Annotated in this window: 15 protein-coding genes; 11 read left to right on the top strand and 4 right to left on the bottom strand. The window is 62.6% G+C overall.

The genetic code is table 11. The features are described 5' to 3' along the window. Positions 1–64: 64 nt before the first annotated feature. On the bottom strand, positions 65–1,072 hold the full coding sequence (locus ACA062_RS13690) for an Ldh family oxidoreductase (RefSeq protein WP_497456852.1): 1,008 nt from the start codon (positions 1,070–1,072) through the stop codon (positions 65–67). Between the two features lie 255 nt (positions 1,073–1,327). Here ACA062_RS13690 and ACA062_RS13685 point away from each other — a divergent pair, with 255 nt between their 5' ends. From ACA062_RS13685 to ACA062_RS13675, 3 genes are all read left to right on the top strand, one after another. Beyond that, a complete protein-coding gene (locus tag ACA062_RS13685) occupies positions 1,328–1,780 on the top strand; it encodes an Ohr family peroxiredoxin (RefSeq protein ID WP_150766858.1) in 453 nt (150 codons plus the stop codon). Positions 1,781–1,889: 109 nt separating this feature from the next. Further along, positions 1,890–2,330 carry an Ohr family peroxiredoxin gene (locus ACA062_RS13680; RefSeq protein WP_497456851.1) on the top strand — a complete coding sequence of 147 codons (441 nt, stop codon included), beginning with the start codon at positions 1,890–1,892 and terminating at the stop codon, positions 2,328–2,330. Between the two features lie 134 nt (positions 2,331–2,464). Continuing rightward, complete coding sequence (locus ACA062_RS13675; protein ID WP_497456850.1) at positions 2,465–2,926, top strand: MarR family winged helix-turn-helix transcriptional regulator; 462 nt, start codon at positions 2,465–2,467, stop codon at positions 2,924–2,926. Between the two features lie 5 nt (positions 2,927–2,931). On the opposite strand, the gene ACA062_RS13670 is transcribed toward ACA062_RS13675, so the two are convergent. Beyond that, complete coding sequence (locus ACA062_RS13670) at positions 2,932–3,876, bottom strand: aldo/keto reductase (protein WP_497456849.1); 945 nt, start codon at positions 3,874–3,876, stop codon at positions 2,932–2,934. Continuing rightward, entirely contained in the window at positions 3,863–5,149 is a 1,287-nt protein-coding gene (locus ACA062_RS13665) for an NTP/NDP exchange transporter (RefSeq protein WP_497456848.1), read from the bottom strand. Before ACA062_RS13665 ends, ACA062_RS13670 begins: the two co-directional genes overlap by 14 nt. An 85-nt stretch (positions 5,150–5,234) precedes the next feature. On the opposite strand from ACA062_RS13665, the gene ACA062_RS13660 reads away from it, so the two are divergent. The 8 genes from ACA062_RS13660 (at position 5,235) to ACA062_RS13625 (ending at position 17,190) form a co-directional block, all read left to right on the top strand. Further along, positions 5,235–6,023 (top strand): alpha/beta hydrolase, encoded by a 789-nt coding sequence (locus ACA062_RS13660; protein WP_497456847.1) that lies wholly within the window; start codon positions 5,235–5,237, stop codon positions 6,021–6,023. Positions 6,024–6,557: 534 nt separating this feature from the next. Beyond that, positions 6,558–7,763, top strand: coding sequence for a non-hydrolyzing UDP-N-acetylglucosamine 2-epimerase (gene wecB / locus ACA062_RS13655; RefSeq protein ID WP_497457416.1), 1,206 nt, complete (start codon positions 6,558–6,560; stop codon positions 7,761–7,763). A 38-nt stretch (positions 7,764–7,801) separates the two neighbouring features. Beyond that, the gene (locus ACA062_RS13650; protein ID WP_497456846.1) at positions 7,802–10,015 is read left to right on the top strand and encodes a hypothetical protein; all 2,214 of its coding nucleotides are present in this window, start codon (positions 7,802–7,804) and stop codon (positions 10,013–10,015) included. A 12-nt stretch (positions 10,016–10,027) separates the two neighbouring features. Further along, complete coding sequence (locus ACA062_RS13645; RefSeq protein WP_497456845.1) at positions 10,028–12,142, top strand: glycosyl transferase family protein; 2,115 nt, start codon at positions 10,028–10,030, stop codon at positions 12,140–12,142. Further along, positions 12,139–14,682 carry an NfrA family protein gene (locus ACA062_RS13640; RefSeq protein ID WP_497456844.1) on the top strand — a complete coding sequence of 848 codons (2,544 nt, stop codon included), beginning with the start codon at positions 12,139–12,141 and terminating at the stop codon, positions 14,680–14,682. The genes ACA062_RS13645 and ACA062_RS13640 overlap by 4 nt, the downstream gene beginning before the upstream one ends. Before the next feature lie 8 nt (positions 14,683–14,690). Beyond that, on the top strand, positions 14,691–15,344 hold the full coding sequence (locus ACA062_RS13635; protein ID WP_497456843.1) for an alginate O-acetyltransferase AlgF: 654 nt from the start codon (positions 14,691–14,693) through the stop codon (positions 15,342–15,344). After that, complete coding sequence (locus ACA062_RS13630) at positions 15,341–16,330, top strand: alginate O-acetyltransferase AlgX-related protein (RefSeq protein WP_497456842.1); 990 nt, start codon at positions 15,341–15,343, stop codon at positions 16,328–16,330. Before ACA062_RS13635 ends, ACA062_RS13630 begins: the two co-directional genes overlap by 4 nt. A gap of 77 nt (positions 16,331–16,407) precedes the next feature. Further along, on the top strand, positions 16,408–17,190 hold the full coding sequence (locus ACA062_RS13625; protein WP_497457415.1) for an alpha-amylase family protein: 783 nt from the start codon (positions 16,408–16,410) through the stop codon (positions 17,188–17,190). A gap of 9 nt (positions 17,191–17,199) precedes the next feature. Here ACA062_RS13625 and ACA062_RS13620 read toward each other — a convergent pair whose 3' ends face one another. Then, on the bottom strand, positions 17,200–17,520 hold the full coding sequence (locus tag ACA062_RS13620) for a DMT family transporter (protein ID WP_497456841.1): 321 nt from the start codon (positions 17,518–17,520) through the stop codon (positions 17,200–17,202). Positions 17,521–17,559: the final 39 nt, after the last annotated feature.

The following is a 17,559-nucleotide window of genomic DNA, read 5'->3' as shown; positions in this document are numbered from 1 at the left end:
ATGTTGGATCTGATGGCCTCATCGCGAGCAGGCTCGCTCCCACGGGACTGCCGAGCCGTTTCAATCAGCCCAGCAGTGCCTTCAAGTCGTTGTACAAGGCTTCGGGAATCTGCACGCCCTCCAGCTGACTGCGCGCTCGCGCCTCGTAGCGTCGTTGCGACGGCAAGCGGGCGCCCTGCCCCTGGATGCTCTCGAACATGACCTCGGCCCGGGCCAAGTGCTGTTCGGTGGCCTCGCCGAGGAAGCGCCGCGGATCGAGGGCGATGATCAGCTCGCCGTGGTAAGGCGACGATTTGCTGCCGGCGTCATAGGCCAGCGATTCGGCACTGGTCAAATCGCCGATCAACGGCCCGGCGATCAGCTCCACCATCGCTGCCAGCGCCGAGCCCTTGTGCCCGCCGAACGTCAGCATCGCGCCAGCATCGAGCACCACATTGGCATCGGTACTCGGCTGCCCGTCAGCATCCACGCCCCAACCTTCGGGTATCGCTTTGCCGGCACGCCGGTGCAACTCGATGTCGCCACGGGCAATCGCACTGGTGGCGAAGTCGAACACGAAGGGATCCTTGCCCGAACGCGGCCAGCCGAACGCGATGGGATTGGTGCCGAACACCGGCTGGCTACCGCCCACCGGCGCGACCCAGGCATGGCTGGGATTACAGGCCAACGCCACCAGGCCGGCGGCGGTCAGTTGCTCGATCTCGACCCACAGCGCGGAAAAATGCACACAGTGATTGATCGCCAGAGCCGCGATCCCGTTGGCCCGGGTTTTCTCCTGCAGCAACGGCAGGCCCGCCTGGAACGCCAACTGCGAGAAACCACCCGCCGCATCGACCCGCACGATTGACGGGGCCTGGTCGACCACCCGCGGCTCGGCGTCCGCCAGCACCTTGCCGGCCCTGAGCGAATTCACGCAACCCAATAGCCGGTACAGGCCGTGGGAGGCGCAGCCATCGCACTCACCGGCCATTACCGTGTCGCTCACCGCACGGGCGTGGCCGAGGTTGAAACCGTTGTGCAGCAAGATCGATTCGGCCAGCTCGCGAGCTTCGGCCAGGGACAGTCGGATCATGATCAACTCCTTGGACAGACCGCCCAGACTGGCCCATTCCAGAGCCTGCGGCTTGATCGCTTTCGGTCCGGGCGATGACGAATTCGGCATACCGTCGAAAATGTCGACGCGGCTCTATCCAACCACTCGTCGGGAAGCCCGCTTCAGGTCTATTGACAGTGATTGGTATCTGCGCGACTATTATTTCAATCGCATACGATACAAACGTACACGATACATAAGCCACAGCTTTCCAAACCCTGAGGATTCACCCCCATGAGCAAGATCGAAAAAGTCCTGGCCACCGGCAAAACCCACACCACCGTCAGCGAAGCTGGCATCACCTCGCGCGGCCATGACGGCAGCCTCGACATCACGCTGTCGACCCCCGGCAACGCGAAACCGGCTCACGTATTTGCAGCCACCCAGCCGCACCCGACCGCCGAGCAACTGTTCGCCGGCGCCTGGTCGGCCTGCTACACCGCCGCCGTCGGGCTGGTTGCCGGTGAGATGAACGTCGTGCTGCCCTCTGACCTGTCCGTCGACATCGAAGTGGATCTGGGCCAGACCGGTGCGGCCTACTTCCTCCAAGCTCGGTTGACCCTGCGCGTGCCGGGGTTGGCGCACGATGTCGCGACGACGCTGGCGCATACCGCCGACCAGATTTGCCCGTACTCCAAGGCGACGCGCGGTAATATTGACGTGGCCCTGAACGTCCTCACGGCATGACGCACCGCGCGGCGTTGATATCGATCGGCAGCTTCGATACGCCATATACATCGTATGCGCTTAAAGCGTATGCGAATCATAAAACTCTGCAAACGATGAGGACTCATCCATGAACAAGATCGAAAAAGTACTGGCGACAGGCAAAACCCACACGACGTTCAGCGACGCTGGCAACTCGGCCCATGGCCTCGACATCCAGCTCTCGTCACCGGGTAACGCGAAACTGGCTCACGAGTTCACCGCCATCGTGCCGCACCCGACCGCCGAGCAGCTGTTCGCCGGCGCATGGTCGGCCTGCTACACCGCCGCCGTGGAGCTGGCGGCGAAAAACATGAAGGTGACGCTCCCGGCCAACCTGGCCGTCATCATCGAGGTCGATCTGGGCCAGACCGGTGCGGCCTACTTCCTCCAGGCGCGTTTGACCCTGCGCGTGCCGGGCCTGACGCAGGAAGTCGCGACAGAGTTGGCGCACGCCGCCGACCAGATCTGTCCGTACTCGAAGGCAACGCGAGGCAATATCGATGTGGTCATTAACGCCCTGACGGCGTGATCCATCCTGTGACCGGTTCGCCTTCACCGGCGAACCGGTCGCAACCCCCAAGTTTGGTATCGTTCCGATAGAATCGCATACGAGGTATATTTCACATTTTTCGAGCCACCGGTCTTCGGCCACAGAGGATGCACATGAAAACCACCGACAAGTCGGCTTGCGCCGACCCGAAGCTCTCCGACTTCCTGTGTTTTGCGGTCTATTCCACCAATCTGGCGTTCGGCAAGGCCTACAAGCCGATTCTCGAGCAGCTGGGGCTGACCTACACGCAATACATCACCATCGTCGCGTTATGGGAGCAAGACGACCAGACCGTGGGCAGCCTGGGCGAAAAGCTGTTTCTGGAATCGAACACCCTGACGCCGATCCTGAAGAAGCTCGAAGCGATGGGCTATCTGCAGCGCCAGCGCGACCCCGAGGACGAGCGCCAGGTGCGGATCAGCCTGACCAAGGCAGGTCGACAGCTGCGCGACGGTCGCCCGGAATCGGGCCTCGCCGAGGCCACCGGGCTGACGCCGGAGGAGTTCATGGACATGCAGAAGGCGGTCGTGACGCTGCGCAACAATCTCATCAAATGGACCAAGGCCGGGTCTTGACCCGCCTACCCCACCAGATCGATCAACTGCTCGCGCTGCGCCCCCGTCAGCATCGGGCCGAACCCGGCACGGGCATTTTCTGCCATGTAGCGCGGGTTACCCGTCCCGGGAATGACACAGGTCACCGCCGGATGCGCCAGCAGGAACTTGAGCGCCAGTTGCGGCCAGCTGCTGACCTCTACCTGGGCGGCCCATCCCGGTAGCGGCTTGCCCTTCAAGCGTGCGATCAAGCCACCACCACCGAAGGGTCGATTGCAGATCACCGCCACGCCGCGCTCGCGACACAACGGCAGCAGGCGTTTTTCCACGCCGCGATCATCCAGGGCGTAGTTGATCTGCAAGAAATCCAGCGGCTCGGCCTTGAGCACCGCTTCCACCTCGTCATACGCCGACGCCGTGTAATGGGTGATGCCGATGTAGCGAATGCGCCCTTCTTCCTTCCATTTGCGCAAGGTCGGCAGGTGGGTTTTCCAGTCCAGCAGGTTGTGAATCTGCATCAGATCGATGCGGTCGGTCTGTAACAATTTGAAAGACTGTTCCATCTGCGCGATGCCCTCTTCGCGGCCGCGGGTCCAGACTTTGGTGACCAGGAAGGCCGGCGAGCGCGGCTGGTGGATCGACAGCAATTCACCGGTGGTCTGTTCGGCGCGGCCATACATCGGCGAGCTGTCGACTACAGTGCCGCCCTTCTGGAACAACGCACTGAGCACCGCGGGCAGATCCTTGTAGGCAGGGTCCGAAGGCGCGACATCGAAGCCGCGATAAGTGCCCAGCCCGACGACGGGCAACGGCTCGGTGCTGGAAGGGATGGCTCGGGTCAGCATGTTCTTGCCTCCTGTTTCCTTCGACGGCGGGGACGCTGCGAAGGCCGGATCGAAGGTGAGGACCACCGAAGCGCCGGCGGCCAGCGTGAGTAATTGTCGACGGGTATATCCATCAGTGTGGCTCATGAAATGGTCCTTCCCCATTTTTGCTGTCAGCCCTTTGCTGTTGTCGCCTGGCCAACCACAGGCATAACCAGCCCCACAGCCCGGCAAACGGCACGATCACCAGCGCCACCAGACCGAACCCGGCGCCCAGCGCCGTCAAACCGGCGGACAGCCAGCCACTGGCGGCATCGCCACCGCGATAGACCAGGGTTTCGATGACATTCTTGGCCTTGTACTTTTCCTCCCGGCTGACCACGGTCCACAGCACTTCGCGGGCCGGTCGGACGATGGCGAACTCGACTGCGCGGCGCAACCCCTGTGCCAGGGCGACGGTGGTCGGCACGGGGGCCAGGGCCATGGCGGTGAACGCCACGATCGTTGCCACCGGCAAGGCTGCCAGCGCCCCGCCGACGCCAATCAGGCGGATCAACGGCGCTGTCAGCACCACCTGAAAGATCAGGGTCAATGCCGACACAATCAAATCGACCACGGCGAAAAATTGCGTCCTGCTGGCCACATCAGCATAGTGGCCGGCGACGATCCGGCCCTGTTCAAAATACAGCAGGGTCGCGGCGCTGGTGTGCAACAGCATGAACAGCACCAGCCCCAGCAGATAGCGCGAGCGCACAATCAGCGTGATGCCGGCGAGCATGCTGCCGCCCAGGCGCCGATCATCCGCTGAACGACTGCCGGACTGCGCTTGCGTGCGGGACAACAACGCCCGATAGCAACGCACCGCGGCTTCCAGCAGCAGCGCCGCCGCGAGGGTCAACGCCACCGGGCCCAGGCTGGTCGCCATGGTCGCGGCCAGCAACGGCCCGATGAAGGTGCCCAGGGTGCCGCCCGCCGCAATGAAGCCGAACAGGCGCCTTCCCTGTTCACTGGAAAAGCGGTCCACCAGCACGCTCCAGAAGATGCTGACAATGAACAGGTTGTAAATGCTGATCCAGACGAAAAACACCCGCCCGACGCCGACCGGCGCGACGTGATTGGCGATCAACCCGCCAAACACCAGCATCGACAAGGCGATCAGGCGATAGATCAGCGGCACGAAGCGAATGGCCGGCAGCCGCGACACCAGCGCACCGAACAGCGGCACCATCAACAGCATCACCACGAACGTGGCGGTGAACAGCCACTGCAGTTTGTCGGCGCCGCCCTCCAGCCCCAGGGCATCGCGCAACGGGCGTACCAGGTAGTAGCTGGCGAGCACGCAGAAATGAAAGGCAAAACCCAACATCAGCGCCGTTCTTTCGGCTGGCCGTACGTCGAGCCACTTCAGAACGATGGGCATGGGAGCCCTCCCGGTGCGTCCACTGTCGATCGACTACACTCTGAGCGCTATCAGGCGATAGCACCCTTCAGGCCCAGAGCAGTCAATGCCGCCCACTAACGTTAGCCGAATGTCGCGCATCCTGGTGTCACTCGTCGTCATCGTCGCAGCGCTGTACCTGGTGCTCTGTGTGGCACTGTTCGTGTTCCAGCGTGCGCTCATCTACTACCCGCAACCACGGGCCCTCGACACCTCGGCCGCGCTGCTCACCCTGGCGGTCGACGACGCGCAGGTGCTGGTTTCGGTGCGCCCGCAGGGCGGCGCCAAGGCGTTGATCTATTTCGGCGGCAATGCCGAAGACGTGTCCCGCAGCCTGCCCGGATTCGCCCGGGCCTTCCCGGAGCATGCGCTCTACCTGCTGCACTACCGGGGCTACGGCGGCAGTTCCGGCTCGCCCTCCGAAGAGGCGATCCAGCGCGATGCCGTGGCCTTGTTCGACCAGGTCTACGCCACGCATCCCCATATCGCCGTGGTCGGTCGCAGCCTGGGCTCGGGGGTCGCCGTACGCCTCGCCAGCCAACGGCCGGCGGCGCGCCTGGTGCTGATTACGCCTTACAACAGCCTCGAAGAACTCGGGGCCCGGCTGTACCCGATGTTCCCGGTGAAGTGGCTGCTCAAGGACACCTTCGACTCCTGGAAATACGCCGCTCGCATCAAGGTGCCGACGTTATTGATCGCGGCCGAGCACGACGAAGTGATACCGCGTTCCAGCACCGAGCGGCTCTACAGGCACTTCTCGGATGGCGTGGCATCGTTACGGGTCATACCGGGTGTCGGACACAATTCGATTTCCGACAGTCCCGACTATCTCAAACTGCTGGGCAGCGGATTGTGAACGCCCCCATCTTTAGATGGAACTTTTTACTCCCGCTCAAACTGCTCTAAAACTCTTCCCATATAACATGACAATATACAGGCGCCATTCTACTGACCTATTAATCCTATCTGACAGCGCTTGAACGACAAGATTAACCGTAACAAATTCAACTGTTCCGATGAACGGAGATCAAATAAAATTTAATTAAAAAACAATCGGTAACAGTACAAACATAAAGTGATTTCTGGAAAACAAAGCAAACAATTCGCGACTCACAATACCGCGAAAAGTTTCAGTTATTAATTTAATAAAAAAACTTCATATAACCTTTGCCCTTATCGCCATTGATGTTAATAATCGCGCCGCTTTCGGACAGTCACGTAACTTACCCTCTAACTTTTAGTGATCAGTAAGTCTCTCCCGTACAACTCCGATCCTTACCAATCTCAACTATCGCAAGTTGATCCAGGACGAAATCATGTCTGGTTCGACTGGTATTGCGGCGCACTAGAACTGCGCAAGGAAGGCATCATCGTTCGCCATCATTCACCGATCAGGATCCTCTCGATTTTCGGCACTCGTCCGGAAGCCATCAAGATGGCGCCCCTGGTCAAGGCTCTCGCTGCGGAGCCCGGCATTCATTCGCAGATCTGCATCACTGGCCAACACCAAAGCATGCTTAAACAGGTGCTGGATCTGTTCGACTTGAAGGCCGATTACACCCTTGAAGTCATGACCCCGAAGCAGACCCTGAATTCGCTGACCGCGGCGTTATACGCAGCGATCGACCCGGTGCTGGAAATGACCCGGCCGGATCGGGTGCTGGTGCATGGCGATACGACATCGGCCATGGTCGCGGCGATGGCGTCCTTTCATCGACGCATCCCCGTGGGCCACGTGGAAGCTGGCTTGCGTACCGGTGATATCTACAGCCCGTGGCCGGAAGAAATGAACCGACGCTGCATCGACCTGGGGGCGGATCTGTTGTTTGCGCCAACCGGCGAGTCCCGCGACAACCTGCTGGGCGAACGCCTGCAAGGGCATACCCTGGTGACCGGCAACACTGTGATCGACGCCTTGCAAATGACGGCCCGACGCATCGATCAGAACCCGGGACTGCGCGATAGCCTGGACCGGCAGTTCGCGTTCCTGCAGCCCGGGTGCAAGGTGTTGCTGGTGACCGGCCATCGCCGGGAAAATTTCGGCGACGGCTTCCTGGATATCTGCAAGGCCCTGCGCCACCTGGCGCGGCGTGCGGATATCCAGATCGTCTATCCGGTGCATCTGAACCCCAATGTGCTGGGCCCGGTGACCGAACACCTGGGTGATTTGCCCAACGTGCACTTGATCGAACCCCTCGACTACCTGGCGTTCGTGCGCCTGATGCAGCGAGCCCACGTGATTCTCACCGACTCCGGTGGCGTGCAGGAAGAAGCGCCGTCCCTGGGCAAACCGGTGCTGGTGATGCGTGATGTCACTGAACGCCCGGAAGCCGTGGCCGCGGGTACCGTGCGGCTGGTCGGGACTGCACCGGACACGATCATTCGCGGTGTCAACGCGCTGTTCGATGACGATCTGCTATGGCGTCGGGCTGCCCGGGCGGCCAACCCTTACGGCGATGGCAAGGCCAGCGCACGCATAGTCGACGCCCTGATGGGGCGACCCGTCGATGAGTTTGTCGCGGGTCGACCACCGAGGTACCTGCAACGCGTGCCCTTGTTAGCGCAAGCCCATCACTCGGTGTTCACCTCTCTGTAACCCGTTCGCTCCCCTCTTATCTGCTCGAGATCTGCCTGATGAAGTCTTCCGTTGCCCTCCATACGGGTGCGCTCAGCGCCCTTGCCTGTGGTGTGAGCCTGCTTGCGCTCATGCCTGCCTTTGCCCTGGCTGCGGACAGCCCGCTCACCCAGGCCATCCAGCGGCTCAACGCCGATACCCGACAGGAGCGTGAAATCCGCTTGAGCGACCTGGGGATCGACGCACCGATCATCCTTGGCTCCACCGACGCCCGACGCGAGCTGTACCTGCCGGTGCCCGCCGGTGTGCCGCTGACGGACGCCACACTGCATTTCGACGCCAGTTACCTCAATGGCGAAGGTGGCCGCAATACGTTACTGCTGTCGCTGGACGGCTATCCGGTTCGCGCCGAAGGGCTCAGCGAAGCCCAGGGCGACGCCAGCGCTACGTTGGGCGTGGACAAGCAAGCGCGGGACAGCGGCTCGCTGCGCCTGGGCATTGCCTGGTCGTCGATCGTGTCCAGGGTGCTGTGCGAAGACGAACGCGCCATCGGCAACGTGCTGCGTATCGAGCCCGCCACCCGCCTCAATTACAGCTACGACGCCAGCCAGTTACAGGACGTCGGCGCCGCCTGGACCGCCTTGCCCGGCAAGCCGGGGATCATGGTCGCCTCGGGCACCTTGTCCGCCGACAGCTACGACGCGGCCTGGCGCCTCGGTGTGGCACTGGAGCGGATTGGCAAGCACAGCCGCATCCTGCCCTTCCCTGCCGTACAAGACAGCGTTGACCTGAGCGGCCTGCGCATCCCCGCCGAACTGCTGGCGATTCCAGCGTTCGCCAGCCTCAACGGCAAAGGCCCGCACGTGCTGGCGGACCCGGCGCAAATCGGCGCGCTGTTGATGTTGGGGCAAACGCCGAACGTCCAGGCGGACCTGGCCATCAACGACCCGTTGCTGCTCAAGGCCGTCAATGAGTCACTGGACGCGCTGCAGCGCCAGATCCAGGGCCTCGACGCCACGGCAGCCAACGCCTTCACGCAATGGCGTGAGCGGCATATCAATGCAGGCCTGGCCGCCACCGGTACGGACAATGTGCGCCTGGCATTGCTCGGCACACGACCGGTGCTGATGATCGCGCCCCAGGCCACCGGCAAGGCGCTGGCCCTGTTCAGTTCAGCCTGGAACACCTTGGCCCGCAGCCGCCAATTGACGGTCAGCGAAGCACAGCTGCCGTTGAGCGCCGACGGTCGCGTGGCCTTGTCGCGCCTGGGCGGCAATCCCGGCGCCATCGACGTATTGGCCAAGTCCGACTGGAGCACCTCGTTCCCCTTGGGCAGTGTGGCCTACGACGGTCGCCTGCCGGTCAAGGCGGTGATCGACGTGTCTGCCGCGCCTGGGGCCTCGGACACCGCGCCGGTGGCCTCGCTGTTTCTCAACGATTATCTGATTGGCGCGCAACAGCTGGTGGCCAATGGTGAAAAGCAGCGCATCGAAGCGCATATCCCGCGCTACACCCTGGGCTCGAAGAACGTGTTGCGTGTGTCGTTCCAGCGCCAGCCGGTCAGCGACCGCTGCCTGGAAACGCCACAAGCCTTCCCGGTCTCGGTGCTGCCCACCAGCCACATCGTGCTGGAAAAAACCGCGCTGGATAACGACTTCTCCGGCATGGCCGCGCGCTTTGCCATGGACACCCAGATCCTCGTGCCACAGGCCTACCTCGAGCATCCGGCGAGCAGCTTGCCACAAGTGATTTCAGTGGCTGATGCCGCCGGCGTTTCGCCGCTGCGGGCGCAATTGAAAGTCAGTGCGGACCCCAAGGCTTCGGTCACGCCGGACAAGGCCTTCCTCGCCTTCGAGCTGCCGATCAACGACAGCCAGGAATCGGTGCAGGTCGATGAGCAGGGTCGCCTGCGCATCAACCACAAGGATCAGGTGCTGCTGGATGTGCATCCCCTCAACCACCTGGCTTTGTTGCAAGTGGTGGATGCCGGCGGCCAGCACGGCCTGGTCTATCGCACCCTGGGCACCGACACACCGCGCTTCGCCCGGCAGATTCTGCTGACCCGCGGCGACGTGGCCATCCTCGCAGACAAGGGTGCGCTGACCACCTTCAATACCCAGGATCCGAGTGGCAGCCAGCTGATCGACAACGAAGAGCCCAAAGGGCTGGACGCCTGGCGTAAACCGTCGTGGTTGTGGCTGATTCCCGGCGGCATCCTCTTGGTTCTCATCCTGTTGCTGGCCGGCCGTAATGCCCGTCGCAATCGCCAGTAACGGAAACCTTCGATGACGTCGCTTTATTGGCCCTATTGGCTGGCCCACTACTACAGCTTCCTGGAGATCTCGACCATCGTGGTCGCGGTGCTGATCCTGATCTCCAGCCTGGACGATCTGTTCATTGACCTGTGGTACTGGTCTCGCCGCCTGTTCCGCAAATTCACCGCGGAGCGCAAATTCCGGCCGCTGACGGCCGAGCAGTTGCTGGCCCGGGATGAACAGCCCCTGGCGATCATGGTCCCGGCCTGGCTGGAATATGACGTGATCGCACCGATGATCGAGAACATGGTGTCGACCCTGGATTACCAGAACTATGTGGTCTTCGTCGGCACCTACATCAACGACCAGCGCACCATCGATGAAGTGGAACGCATGCGGCGGCGCTACAAGCAGCTGCACCGCGTGGAAGTGCCGCATGCCGGGCCGACCTGCAAGGCCGACTGCCTGAATTGGCTGGTGCAGGCGATTTTCCTGCATGAGCAAATCCACGGCATGACCTTCGCCGGCGTGGTCATGCACGACAGCGAAGACGTGCTGCACCCGATGGAACTGCGTCTGTTCAACTATTTGCTACCCCGCAAGGACATGATCCAGCTGCCCGTGGTGTCGCTTGAGCGCAACTGGTACGAGTGGGTGGCCGGCACCTACATGGACGAGTTCGCCGAATGGCACGGCAAGGATCTGGTGGTGCGCGAAAGCCTGACCGACACGGTGCCATCGGCCGGCGTCGGCACCTGTTTTTCCCATCGTGCCCTGCGCGTGCTGGCCGGAAAAACCCAGAACCAGCCGTTCAACACCGACAGCCTGACCGAGGACTACGACGTCGCCGCGCGCCTGGCCAAGGTTGGCATGAACGCGATCTTCGTGCGGTTCCCGGTGCAGTTCCGGGTGCTGCGTAAATCATGGTTCCGCAAGCCATACGAATCGACCCTGAAGATGCCGTTGTGCGTGCGCGAATTTTTCCCCGACACCTTCCGCACCGCTTTCCGCCAGAAAGCTCGCTGGACGCTGGGCATCGGTTTGCAAGGTTGGGAGCAGATGGGCTGGAGTGGCTCGCTGGCCAACCGCTATCTGTTGTTTCGTGACCGCAAGGGCTTGGTGACGGCGTTTGTCAGCATCATCGCCTACGTCATTCTGGCGCAGCTGCTGGGCCTGATCATCCTGCGCCAGAGCGGCCTGTGGGACGTGAGTTTCCCGACGCCTTTCGAAGCCAACGGGTTTATCGCCTACCTGCTGTTGGCCAACGGCATCGCCCTGGCCTGGCGGATCGCGCACCGCTGCTATTTCACCACCGTGCTGTACGGCTGGCAGCATGGCTTGCTGTCCATCCCGCGGATGGTCGTGGGCAATTTCATCAACTTCATGGCAGCGTCCCGTGCCTGGCGCATGTTCCTGGTCGGCAAGCTGCTCAACCGCAAGCTGGTCTGGGACAAGACCATGCACGACTTCCCGTCCACCGATCTGGTCGCCACCGCACCGCGCAAGCTGGGCAGCGTGCTGCTGTCCTGGCAGGCAATCAACGACGCCGATCTGCAAACCGCCCTGGCCGAACAGAAAACCCGACACATGCCTTTGGGGCGGATTTTGCTCAGCAACGGTTGGCTGGACGATGAAACCCTGGCCGAAGCCATCGCCTTCCAGAACGACTTGCCACGGGTGTTCGACGTGGCTGCCAAGGCACGCAATTCACCGCTGATGCTGGACGATGAATTTGCCCTGCGCTGGCGCGTGGTGCCGCTGGGCTTGAATGCCCAGGGCCATGCGCAAGTTGCCGTAGCCAGCCCGCTGCCGGCCGAAGGCCTGCAACAGGTCAGTGATGAGCTGGGCAGTGTGCCCGTGCAGTTGATTGCCCGGGAAAGCGAAATCGTCGCGCGATTACGTCAGCTGAAGATGCGCGAAGGCCAGTCGGTTCCGGATGCTCGCGCGCCCCTGTTGGGCGACCTGCTGATCGAGATGGGACTGCTGGATCGCGAGGTGTTCAGCCGCACCATGCTGCAGTACCGCCCGCAACATCACGGCCGCATCGGCGATTACCTGGTCGACAGCGGCGTGCTGCCTCGCGCCACCATCGAAAAGGCCGTCGCGCGTCAGCACAGCCACTATCCCGAGGAGCTTCCGGCATGAACCGCCCCTTCCTGACCCTCATGGCCACGGGGCTGAGCTTGATGCCTGGGTATGCTCATGCCGAGACGCTGCCGTTGCCGTTGACCGGCCCCGCCTATGAAACGGCCAACCAGGCGTACAACGCCTACGAGCGCAAAGACTACGACCAGGCCATCACCAAGGCCCGCGAAGCGTTGCGCCAGCGGGCCGACATTACCCGCTTGAACACGCTGATTGTGCTGGCTCAACGCGACAAGGAGCTGCGTGATCATCCCCGACGCTACCCGCAGTCGCGGCAGGCCCCAGGCTTCGGTGCCGCGGCCCGGGCGTTCAAGGCCTATGATCGCGATGACTTCGGCCTCGCTGCCCAGGCGGCACGCCAAGCCATCGCTCAGGCGCCCAAGCGCATGGATTACCGGTTGTTGCTGATCGAATCCTTGCAGCGCCAACACAACCTGCCGGCAGCGGATCAAGCCACCAATCAGGCCCTGGCCGTGTTCCCGGACGACGATACGTTGTTGATGCGGCGCGAAGCGATTCGTCGTCAATTGGCGGCACCGCTGGCGGTTCAGGGCTATCGCGCCCTGGAGCGAGGCCAGGCGTCAGTGGCCGTGGACCAGGCCAGAAAAGCCGTGGCCTGGGCCCCGGAAATCGGCGCCAATCAGCAACTGCTGATCAGTGCCCTGCTTGCTGCCAGGGATTATCCGGGGGCAGAACAGGCCGCGTCCGGCGCCTTGGCACAAGACGATGGAGAAATCGCGCCGTGGATTCTGCGCAGCTATGCCCTTGATCGTCAGGGCAACACCCGGGCAGCCGAGGCCGACCTCAAGCGTGCCCTGGCCATCGATGGCCTGCTGGATGCGGAAATCCGTGACATCCGGTTCTTCGCCGCTGACGCTGCATTGGCCCATGGCGAGCCACAACAGGCGCTCGATCATCTGCAGCCACTGGCCGAAGATGACAGCGGCGAAGTGGCCCGCCGACGTACAGCCGCCCGAATGGCACTGCGGCAGAAGAACAACGGCTTGAACGCTGTTGCCCATTTTCCGGCACCGACCCTGAACTGTCAGGAAACGGCCTTCGGCCTGGTCTGTGATATCTGGCCTGGCAACCAGCGCGACGGGGGCACCGACATGGCCGCCCAGGCCTACGCTGCCCTCGCCCGCAAGGACCCGGCGACCGCGGTTGCCCTGGCCAATGAAGCCATCGGCCGCGCGCCGCAGAATCCGGCATACCGGCGCCTGTTGGTCAGCGCCCTGAGTGACCGCAGACAGGTGCCCGAAGCCATTGCAGCGGCCAGCGACGGCCTCAAGGTCAGTGGCGATGACGCCCGGCTGCTGGCCCAACGCGGCCGCCTGCATCAGCAAGCGGGTGACGATGCCGAGGCGCGCCAGGACTTCACCCGGGCCTTGGCCCTGGGCAGTTTGCCCGCTTACGAAGAAGCCAGCCTGTATGCCGCCATCGGCCAGCGCCGAACCGCGCGCGAACGCCTGCAACAAGCGCGGGACACCGGTGAGCTGGAATCGATGAGCGAGCTGCAGCTGGCCTATTTGTCGGTCCAGGCCGGCGATGATGACGCAGCCCAAGCGTCGTTCCGCAACGCCGATGCCGACACCCGACTCACGCCGACGGCGACCCAGGACGCGGCCTACACCGCCATGCGGGTCAACGACGACGAGCAAGCCGTCAGCTACTTCAAGCGCGTCATCGACGCGCAAGCCTCCGGTGACCTGGACATGCCCGCGCAGCAGCTGTTCGACACCCGTCGCGCAGTGGCCGATGTGTCGCGCACCTGGGGCCTGACCAGCACCACCAGTTATCGGGGCAACAGTTCCAGCAGTGGCCTGAGTGCAGCCCCGACCAGCGGCAGTAACAGCAATGACAGCCTGCAAAACAGCACCGAATTGTCCTGGCGTCCCCTGGGTTATCGCAACGCACGATTTGTCGAACTCTACGGACGCGTCACCGACACGCTGTGGAGCAAGAACAGCGAATCGGACTCTGGTTTCGACGCGCTGCAAGGCGCCGTGGGTATCCGGGTCAAACCGTTCACGGCGCTGAACGTGATGGCCGCCGTCGAGCGCACTTTCCCCCTGGGATCGTCGGACGTCGATGGCGACTGGCTGGTGCGCCTGGGCTATGGTTCGAGCGTCGGCACCGATTTGCGGGTCGATACTTCCAGCTGGTGGACCTCGCAGTTGTTCGCCGAGGCAGGGCATTACATCAATGACTCGCGCGATTACTTCAACAGCGAATGGCAGGTGGGTCGCAGCTACGCCATCGGCGGCACGGGCTCGCGTTGGGTCAGTTTCCCGCATGTCGTGGCCGCGTTCGACTACGACTCCAAAATGCACAGCGAGACTGCTGCCGACGGCAGCTCGGACTCATCATCCGGCAAGGCAGGAGGCCTCGGTGTCGGTAACAACGTGCGCTACTGGTTCCGCGAAGATGCGTACAACGCCCCCCGCTCCTACGTGGATTTTTCCCTGCAATACCGCGTGAAAGTGCTGGGCGATGACCGCGCCAAAGGCGTGTTCGCGCGCCTGACCTATTCCTATTGAGGACTGACATGAACGTTCGAGTTTTTTTATGGCTGGGTCTTGGCCTGGTCCCGACAGGGGCGCAAGCCGCCCCTGAAATTGCCCGTCTTTATGCGCCAACACTGCCCGAAGGCTCCGCTTGGGTGCGGGTGGTCAATCCCGGCGAAACTTCCACGCAGGTCCGGGTAGGCCAAGGCGCGACCCTGGCCCTTTCCGCCCAGGCCGAAGTGGCCAGCCCTTTCCAGGTCGTGGACTCGCAACAGCCGATTTACTTGACCGTCAATGGTCGCGAGATCAAAGGCCTGACCGCACCGAAAGGCGCCTGGGTCACGCTGATTCTCGACAGCAACCCGGCACTGGCCCCACGCATGGTCATCGATCCGCCGCTGCGCGGTAAAGACCTGCGCGCCGAACTCAACTTTTATAACCTGGGCCGCGGCTGTGAACGGGCCGACATCCAGCTGGCCAATGGCGCTCCGGTATTCAACCAGGTGCCGTTCAACGGACAAGCCCAGCGCACGATCAACCCGGTGCAGGCGACGTTGGTTGCCAGCTGCAATCCGAACGCCAGCCTGCCGATGAAACTGGCGCCCTTCAAGGCCGGCGATCGCTATAGCCTGTTCCTGATTGGCTCCCGACAGGCGCCACGCCTGATTGGCCTTGTCGACCAGACTGCGCCATGATCTTTTCATTCAAACCCCAGCGTTTTATCCATCGCTTGTCGATTCCCGGCATGGTCGCAGGTCTGCTGCTGGGCTTGTTGGGCAATGGCGTGCAAGCGGCCTCGGCAGTGATCACCGGCAACGGCGGCTGGTTGTTCCCGGCCTGGGAAAGCCTGAGCAAGGTCGATAACCCCGGCACGGCCCGCAACATCGCGCTGGTGAAACAACTCCAGCAGCAACTTGCGCACGAACACATCGGGCTGGTCGTGCTGGTGGTGCCGATGAAAGCGCCGTTTTATGCCCAGCGCCTGCCCGCCGATCAGCCTTTGAGCCCGGCCGTCGTGCAGCGTTACGACCAATTGCAGAGCGACCTGACCCAAGCGGGCCTGACCACGCTGAACATCAAGCCGATCCTGCAACGGACCGAGCAAGGTCAACAGACCGCGTTTTACCGCGCCGACTATCACTGGACAGCCTGGAGCGCCGAGAACACCGCCGACGCTACGGCGCAACTGATCGCCGGGCGTTACCGCCTGCCCGGTGAACCCGGCGGCGGCGCGGCGCTGGGCCAGTGGTTCGACCGACGCGCGTTCGGCGACCTGGCCAGCAATTTCCTGCCAGCGGTCAAGCGCAAGGCCATCGGTCGCGACATCTACACCGTCCGCCATCAGGCAGAGCAAGACCTGCTGATCGATGACGCGCCGGCAGCGGTCCAGGTGGTCGGCAACAGCTTTGTCCAGCCGTACCTGGGTTTTACCCAGAAGCTGTCCAATGCCCTGGACCGTCCCGTCGCGCTGACCTGGAATCCCGGCGACGTCGGCCCGTGGGCTACGCTGCTGCAATACCTGGAGTCGGCGGATTTTGTCCAACACAAGCCGCAGGTGATCGTCTGGCAATTCAACGAAGGCCAGTTCCACCTCGGCCCTGATGCGGCAGCCAACTGGAATGCAAAAGGCGTCACCCCGATGAGGCAATGGCATCAGCGCATCAACAAGGCACTTCCGTGAACATCTTCGGTTACACCGCCAGACGCGCGACCGTTGCAGTCCTGTTGCTTGCCATCATCCTCGGCGCAGGTATCGGCATGCTCTATATGACGAACTCCAAGGCCCTGGACCCGGGGGTAGTCGGCATCGTCTGGCAGCCGGACAACAAGACCGTGGGTATCAGCGGAAACTGGGAAAAACTGGGCGCTCGAGAACTGTTGGTGCAATGGACCGTCGTCGACGATCAGGCTTTTATCCCCGGCAGCGGCCTACCCAGCGTCCCGGTCCTGCCCGATTGGGCGCGTATCGCCAAGGCACCCTGGGCTCAGGATGTCATCCTCGGGTTGGCCGGTTACTTCAGCGAGAACCGTTCAAGGGACAACATCGAGCAACTGGCGGCGGTCTCGGAACGCATCGCCAAACTGCCAACGCCACTGCACGTCACCGGTTGGTATTTCCCGGCCGAAGTCGATCCCAGCTGGACCCGCGCCAATGAACTGCCAGCGCTGCTGGCCAAGCTGCCACGACCGTTGTGGATCAGCGTCTACGACGGCGCCAACATCGGCCCCGCGGCCACTGCCGACTGGCTCAAGCAATGGCTGCCGGATGACATCGGCGTGTTCTTTCAGGATGGCGTCGGCGTCTATGCGCGCACGGCACCCGTGGCCCGAACCTACGCTGACGCCTTGGGCGAACGTCTGGGCAAGGAGCGTGTGCGGATCATCGTCGAAGCCTTCCGCCCCAACTTCGGCGGCGGATTCCGCTCCGCGACCGCGGCCGAACTCAAGACGCAGCTAGCCGCGTATGACGGCTACCCGCTGTACCTGTTCGACGGCCCGCACTACGTGACACCCCAATTGGTGGAGCAATTGCAGCCCTGACGGCCCACTTCAGTTTGCCGAAACCAGCCTGAGACCGATAACGCCAGCCAGGATCAGCGCAATGCACAATATCCTCAGCGCCGTGGCGGCATCCCCCAGCAGCGCCATCCCCAGAATCGCCGTGCCCGCGGCGCCGATACCGGTCCAGACCGCATAGGCGGTACCGACCGGTAGAGTCCGCAGTGACAGTGAAAGCAGAAAGACGCTCGACAAGCCCGTGGCGGCCGCCAGCAGTCCCGGTATCAATCGGGTGAAACCGTCAGAACCTTTCATGTAGAAGGCGAACGCGATTTCGAGAATGCCGGCGATGCCCAGTAGTGCCCATGCCATGGTGACAGCCCCCGTTGGTGTGTTCCGTAAGTTGAATCG

The sequence above is a fragment of the Pseudomonas sp. LBUM1679 genome (genome assembly GCF_059695565.1).
This window is presented reverse-complemented; position numbering and strand designations above follow the sequence as displayed.

Coding starts and splice junctions, on each gene's coding strand:
- ACA062_RS13690 (WP_497456852.1), bottom strand. CDS start 1,072: ATGATCCGACTGTCCCTGGCCGAAGCTCGCGAGCTGGCCGAATCGATC.
- ACA062_RS13685 (WP_150766858.1), top strand. CDS start 1,328: ATGAGCAAGATCGAAAAAGTCCTGGCCACCGGCAAAACCCACACCACC.
- ACA062_RS13680 (WP_497456851.1), top strand. CDS start 1,890: ATGAACAAGATCGAAAAAGTACTGGCGACAGGCAAAACCCACACGACG.
- ACA062_RS13675 (WP_497456850.1), top strand. CDS start 2,465: ATGAAAACCACCGACAAGTCGGCTTGCGCCGACCCGAAGCTCTCCGAC.
- ACA062_RS13670 (WP_497456849.1), bottom strand. CDS start 3,876: ATGAGCCACACTGATGGATATACCCGTCGACAATTACTCACGCTGGCC.
- ACA062_RS13665 (WP_497456848.1), bottom strand. CDS start 5,149: ATGCCCATCGTTCTGAAGTGGCTCGACGTACGGCCAGCCGAAAGAACG.
- ACA062_RS13660 (WP_497456847.1), top strand. CDS start 5,235: ATGCCGCCCACTAACGTTAGCCGAATGTCGCGCATCCTGGTGTCACTC.
- ACA062_RS13650 (WP_497456846.1), top strand. CDS start 7,802: ATGAAGTCTTCCGTTGCCCTCCATACGGGTGCGCTCAGCGCCCTTGCC.
- ACA062_RS13645 (WP_497456845.1), top strand. CDS start 10,028: ATGACGTCGCTTTATTGGCCCTATTGGCTGGCCCACTACTACAGCTTC.
- ACA062_RS13640 (WP_497456844.1), top strand. CDS start 12,139: ATGAACCGCCCCTTCCTGACCCTCATGGCCACGGGGCTGAGCTTGATG.
- ACA062_RS13635 (WP_497456843.1), top strand. CDS start 14,691: ATGAACGTTCGAGTTTTTTTATGGCTGGGTCTTGGCCTGGTCCCGACA.
- ACA062_RS13630 (WP_497456842.1), top strand. CDS start 15,341: ATGATCTTTTCATTCAAACCCCAGCGTTTTATCCATCGCTTGTCGATT.
- ACA062_RS13625 (WP_497457415.1), top strand. CDS start 16,408: ATGCTCTATATGACGAACTCCAAGGCCCTGGACCCGGGGGTAGTCGGC.
- ACA062_RS13620 (WP_497456841.1), bottom strand. CDS start 17,520: ATGGCATGGGCACTACTGGGCATCGCCGGCATTCTCGAAATCGCGTTC.